The 1,746-nt window shown below is 68.5% G+C and carries 1 protein-coding gene; it reads left to right on the top strand.

Annotation, left to right across the window (positions count from 1 at the left end; genetic code table 11):
* Positions 1 to 140 precede the first annotated feature (140 nt).
* On the top strand, positions 141 to 1,746 hold a 1,606-nt coding region (locus ACNAW0_RS30325; RefSeq protein WP_416291469.1), incomplete at its 3' end, for an IS4 family transposase.

Genomic DNA, 1,746 nt, shown 5'->3' with positions numbered 1-1,746 from the left:
CAAGGCCGCGTAGTTAGGCGGGGGAGCGGGGCAGCAAACAGGTTGCCCGTCGACGGCGTGGCGTCGTACGTAGGGAACGGGACCCCTGGTAGACGCAGTGAAACCGACCAAGGTATTCGCTGCTCACACAAGAGGTCCCGTTGCCGCCCAAGTCTGCCATCTCCGCGTTCACCCGCGTCGTCGAAACGGCGGGAGGCGTCTTCGCGCCAGGCCATCTGGGCGAGTTGACCCAGCACATTCCCTTCGAGCTCGTCGACGATGTGCTGGAGCGGTCCGGCCGTGTCGAGCAGCGTCTGCGGCAGTTGCCCTCTCGGGTCGGCATGTACTTCCTCTTGGCGCTGGTGCTTTTCCCCTCGGTGGGTTATGTCCGGGTGTGGGACAAGCTGGTGGCCGCGCTCCAGCCGCTCGGGCTCGCCCGTCCGTCGGAGAAGGGACTGCGTGACCTTCGCCGCCGGCTGGGGGCCGCCCCAGTGAAGCTGCTCTTCGAGGTACTGGCCGGGCCGGTGGCCCGGCCTGGCGCCCCGGGAGTCTGCTACCGGCGCTGGCGGACGGTCGCGCTGGACGGCTGCTCGTCGATCAAGGCACCCGATCAGCCGCGCGTACGTGGCTGGCTGGGCAAGATCCTGCGTTCCAATGCCTGGGACGGCTATCCCATGCTCCGTCTGATGGCCTTGACCGAGACCGGTACCCGCAGCCTGCTGGGCGCGGTCTTCGGGCCCACCAGTTATGGCGAACTCACCTACGCGCGCCGCCTGCTGTCCCTCCTGGACGCGGACATGCTCCTGCTGGCCGACCGCGGCTTCGACTCCGACGACTTCCTCACCCAGGTCGTCGGCACCCGGGCCCAGCTGCTGATCCGTCTCAACGGACGCCGCACCCCGGCAGTGCTGGCCCGCCTGCCCGACGGCTCCTACCTGACCCGCATCAACGGCTGCACTCTGCGCATCATCGAAGCCCACATCGCCGCCACCTGCGACAACGGCCAGCACATCGCGGACAGTTACCGGCTGGCCACCACGCTGCTCGACCACCGCACCGACCCGGCCGCCACCCTGGTCCGCCTCTATCACGAGCGCTGGGAGGTGGAGTCCGCCTTTTACGCCTTGCGACACACCCTGCTCGACGGTCTCGTCCTGCGCTCGCAAGACCCCTTCGGCCTTGAACAGGAGATCTGGGCCCAGCTCACCGTCTACCAGGCTCTGCGCCGCGCGATGACCGAGGCCACCGACACCGACCCGTCCCTCGACCCCGACCGCGCCAGCTTCGCCATCGCCCTGGAAACCGCGCGCAACCAGGTCGTCACCGCCCAGGGCATCCTGCCCACCTCACCCGGCACCGGAGGGATCGCCCAGGCGATCCTCTCCGGCCTGCTCCCCAAGCGACGAGCCCGCCTCAGCGCCCGCAAGGTGAAGTCCTCGCTCTCCCGCTATCCCGGGAACCCAGCCGACAGCCGCCCGCTGACCAGCCGAAACATCACCCACCTGGCGATCGCGATCTACACGGCACAGCCCAACACGGCCGGGCAGGACGCCCCCGCCCCGACAGCGTTCCTCGGAGGGCAGGGAAACCGCGACCGCACCCTTCAGCTCCTGCGAACCGATGCCCATCGCCCCTGGAACGCAAAGGAGATCGCCGACCGCCTCGGCATCGATCACTACCGAAGCTTCTGCGCCCAACTGGGTCACTGGGTCAAGGACGGCCTCCTCAGCAAGGCCGGACGAGGACTCTACGAACTCACCGCAGAGT

Source organism: Micromonospora sp. SL1-18 (assembly GCF_047921505.1).
GTDB lineage: Bacteria > Actinomycetota > Actinomycetes > Mycobacteriales > Micromonosporaceae > Micromonospora.
This window is presented reverse-complemented; position numbering and strand designations above follow the sequence as displayed.